We start from the raw sequence: 3,985 nt of genomic DNA, 5'->3' as shown, positions 1-3,985 counted from the left end.
CCCCCGCGGTGGCTACCGCTCCTAAATCAACGTGCCGAAGGCACTAAAAAGATCTTTTTGTATTTTAATTAGCGTGTTTTGGTGGCCCACGCCGGGAATATAGGTTTTACGATACAAATACGGATCCGTTCCCGGCCCTTTTAGATAAGGCTCATCCGCTTTGACTGTGCCACTGGTTAAAGCCAGCTGCGACATCGTGCCCTTGCCCGGATAAGCCTCGTATAAACGAGCCACATTGCTATGGCAGTATTCAGGCGTATCCCGATATTTATTGTTATTGGTGCCATCGAAAAAAAAGCCGAGAAAAATGTCTTCTTCGCAGGTGAGGCAGGAGGGGGTGTCTTGGCTATTTAAGCGAACACTAATTTCATTTTGAGTAAGAACCAGCGGCTTAATCGAACACACCTCCGCAAATCGAGCAGACATATCAATCTTCCTTATAATTTATATCACACATTTTTTTATCAATATTCCAGCTAGATAAACATTCAGCTTGCCATTTCATGCACCCGATATTTGCTTGCTCTGGAAGCTCACGATAAGCATTTTCGGCAATAGTATTAGGCTGGCAGGCAGCGCGATACATACTCGCACTTTCTTCTTTTGACCCAATCCCATACTTCGGCAACGACTGCATACAAAATTTCTTGGTGTTCTTTTGCAGACACGCTTCCAGCGGAGGCGCTTTGATTTTGCCTGGCCAATCCGGGTGGGATGGCTCCACAGGCGAGGCAAGCACTTCCAGCTGATGCTCGGGGTAAAACACCAGATACACATCACCCGGCTTTTGATAGCGGGGTAACTCCAGCGTTTGCCGGTAGATTTCAGGGCGAATTTCCTTATCCGCCTCTTGCCACTCCACCTTGATTTTGATGCCCGGCCGCCAGACTTTAGGCAGATTCACGCAGCAGCTTTTGGCCCCGCCAGCAGCCAGCGGCACAACAATCCCACCGGCAACCGCTTCTTTGGGGCTGCCGCCAGACACATCAAAGGCCGTGTATTTAATTTCTAAATCGGCGTTGTAATTCACCTGATCTACCGACACCGTCACGCTATCAGCAGGCACTTTACTGGCCGCTGCTAGCGCTTCTTCATTAGATGAAATCTCTTTCTGGCAACCAAACAGCACAAACAATACGCATAACAGAGACTTTTTAAACACGGTGATTTCCTATTGCGCCGCACTCAGATTATTTAGAGGAGCATTCTGCGCATCATTTAGGCACTTCCGCGCAGATTGAAAGCCAGTATTTGCAATAAACTCCCGACTAAAATCTTTGGGTAAGCCGATTTATTCAGAGCTTTAAAACGCGCTTCATTTGATTTATCCATTTCAAAAACCAGCCTTGGATAGGTCTTTTTTAGGATAAAGGCCCGCTCTCTTGTAAACGCGCCGTGCAAAAGGATGTCACTTCGGCAACCTCAGTTAAGCCTTCTGCCCTTGCCGCCACACACTCATTGCTTACCTGGGCATAAGCCAGCGACGCTTGTGCAGGAAGTAGCGCCTGTAATTGATCACGGTAGATTTGCTGCAATACCTGATCAGGCAGGGAGTGATCCATCATTTGATTAAATTGCAGTTCATTTAATATCAGCGGCGTATCCGTAATCTGCTGCTGTTGAGCACCATTCACAAACACCGGCTTAGCTGCGCGGTCAAAATAAGCCAGCTGCACAAAGGGACGTAAAAACATTGCGCTTTGCTCTGGGCTTAAAGTAGCAAGCAGATTGGGCAAAATGCGCGTATCCGCGTAGCGCAAAATCATGCTTATTTTTTCAGGCAAAAGAGTGACATCAAAATAGTTGGCAAAATGGCTAAAAATGGCCTCTCTATCGAGCGGGCTAAGCCAGAAACTCAGCATGGGCTGCCCTGCCGTGATCTGTAGTAAAAGCTCAATCTGTGCCTGCAGCCCGCTTTGCGTATTTAGCGGGCAGAGCAAGGGCGAGACTTCCACATCCCCTCCCTGATCCTGATACAAAGCCGTATAGCTAATGCGATTCTTCATTTTACGCAGCAGTTTTGGATCAAAGCTGTGATCCAGCAATGCATATAGGTAATTTTCCGTATTTAGGCTCGGCTCTAGCCACTGCATCAAAACTTGGGCCGTTTGTTGCGGATAAAGATCAATCATCATGTTTTTCTCGCAAAAGGGCTGCCCGCATCTTTTGCTTTTAGTATGCAGGATTTACAAATTGAATGAGGAAACTGCGGCAAAGTTGGCATCATTTGCGCTGGCCCGCTCCAATCATGGCTCCCACCTTTAATGCTCACTTTCCCAGGTGCATGCAGCTCTATTTTGCCGCCTTTGATGCGGATATAAGCGCCACCGGCGGTCATCAGGATTTCTTGTTTGGCGTTGAATAGGCCCTTGCCTTTGATGGCGGTAAATTTGGTGTTTTTATCGGCGGTGATTTCGATATCGTCGCTTTGCGCCTGCATTTGCAGCTGGCCTTTGGCGGCGATCAGCTTTAGGGTGATTTGGTCTTTAACGCCACCCACAAACAGGCTGATGTGCTGGCTGACGTTGTGAATCCAGCGGCGGCCGGTGCTTTGGTTGCTGTCTCTTTGGGCAACCAGATCAAGGTTTGTGCCTACACTAATCGTCTGGCTTTGCGGGGTGGTGATGGCTACACCGTCTTCACCGTGCAGCAGGATGATTTTTTGCAGGCCAGCTTGCTCTTTTGATTTGGTTTTGCCGTCTTTATCCGTATTGCTGCCTGCAGCTAAGCTTTTGCTGGCGTGTACGTGGTGGTAAAGATGGCCGTGGGTGGCTTTGTCACCTGCGCTGTTGTCGGGCTTAACAGTTTGATCGTCGTCGCCGGTTTCCATGCTGTCGGCAAGTTGTTTAGCTGCGTATTCACCGAGGTTTTTGGCGGTGTCTAGGGCTGATTCCAGCTGGCTTTGGGCGGGGCTGCGGTCTAGCTGCTTGCCGGATGCATCACCTTTGGCCTCGGTGCTGATGAGTAAGCCGCTGGCGCGAATAGCGCCTTGCTTATCGGTACGCAGCTCGAACCCTTCGCCGCGTGGCTCGCCTTTGCCGTCCGTGCGTGGATGAATCAGATAGCCCAAATTAAGCTGGGTTTTACCATGCTCGCTGGATAATTTAGTTCGGACTTCGCCCTTAGTATCGTCAAACAGCAGCTCGCCGTATTGGCCGCCTTCATGCTCTTTGGTTTTAATGCCAGACAGCGTTTTATTAGCGGGCAAAGCACCTGCGCCGCTGAACGTCGGCACAGGGTGGCTGCCGTTGTGGACTACGCCGGTAACAATCGGGCGGTCAATATCGCCTTCGATAAAGTCGACCAAAACTTCCTGGCCGATGCGCGGAATAAACTGGTGACCAAAGCCTGCACCGGCGCTCGGCATGGAGACGCGGACCCAGCAGGATGACTTATCGTCGAGGTTTGCGCCAAACTCAGGATGCTCAGCGGCACGCTGCCAATGTAGCTGAATTTTTATCCGGCCTTGCTCGTCGGTATGCACCTCTGATCCGGCAGGCCCAACCACGGTGGCGGTTTGTACGCCAAAGCTTTTGGGCTTGCTCAGTGCCTCATGGGCAAAGGCTGGGGTAATCGGCTGGCCGCGTCTTTGGGCGGTGAAGTCGGCTTGGTAGGGGGTGGCGATGTCTTTACCGCCAGCGCCAAGCAGGCCTGGTGCTAGCTGTAATAATTGTTGCGTTAGATCGGTCGGTAGATTGTTATTGGCAGTGAATTTAAGCTCGGTAATGGCAAATTCGCGCTGCTCGGCCGCATCCCATTCGTGGGCGGGATGGTCTTCTAGCTGGAACCACTGGCCAGCTTGTAAAGAACGTAGGGTACCAGAGCCGGTAAACGATTTTTTCTGACTATCTAAAGCCTGCTGACGCAAGTTAGCGTAGTGGCTTAGGCCTTCGGCATCGCTGGCGTAATAGTGCGTCTGGGCATCGTAATCTTCAAAGCTGGCTTGGATTTGCTGCCCGCCTTCGCCTTGATCCACCGCGCTATG

4 protein-coding genes are annotated in these 3,985 nt (G+C 50.7%); all 4 read right to left on the bottom strand.

Annotated elements, in window-relative coordinates:
• Positions 1 to 21 precede the first annotated feature (21 nt).
• On the bottom strand, positions 22 to 426 hold the full coding sequence (locus Q0R17_RS00455) for a DUF2235 domain-containing protein (protein ID WP_293930958.1): 405 nt from the start codon (positions 424 to 426) through the stop codon (positions 22 to 24).
• A gap of 1 nt (position 427) precedes the next feature.
• Positions 428 to 1,162 carry a DUF3304 domain-containing protein gene (locus Q0R17_RS00450; protein ID WP_293930955.1) on the bottom strand — a complete coding sequence of 245 codons (735 nt, stop codon included), beginning with the start codon at positions 1,160 to 1,162 and terminating at the stop codon, positions 428 to 430.
• Between the two features lie 199 nt (positions 1,163 to 1,361).
• Positions 1,362 to 2,135, bottom strand: a complete 774-nt coding sequence (locus Q0R17_RS00445) for a DUF4123 domain-containing protein (RefSeq protein WP_293930952.1) — start codon at positions 2,133 to 2,135, stop codon at positions 1,362 to 1,364.
• A partial coding sequence (locus tag Q0R17_RS00440; protein WP_293930949.1) for a type VI secretion system Vgr family protein occupies positions 2,132 to 3,985 on the bottom strand: 1,854 nt, incomplete at its 5' end. The genes Q0R17_RS00440 and Q0R17_RS00445, both read right to left, overlap by 4 nt.

Source organism: Iodobacter sp. (assembly GCF_025352645.1).
Lineage (GTDB): Bacteria > Pseudomonadota > Gammaproteobacteria > Burkholderiales > Chitinibacteraceae > Iodobacter.
The sequence above is the reverse complement of the archived record's forward strand: the minus strand, read 5'-3'. Positions and strand labels throughout refer to the sequence as shown.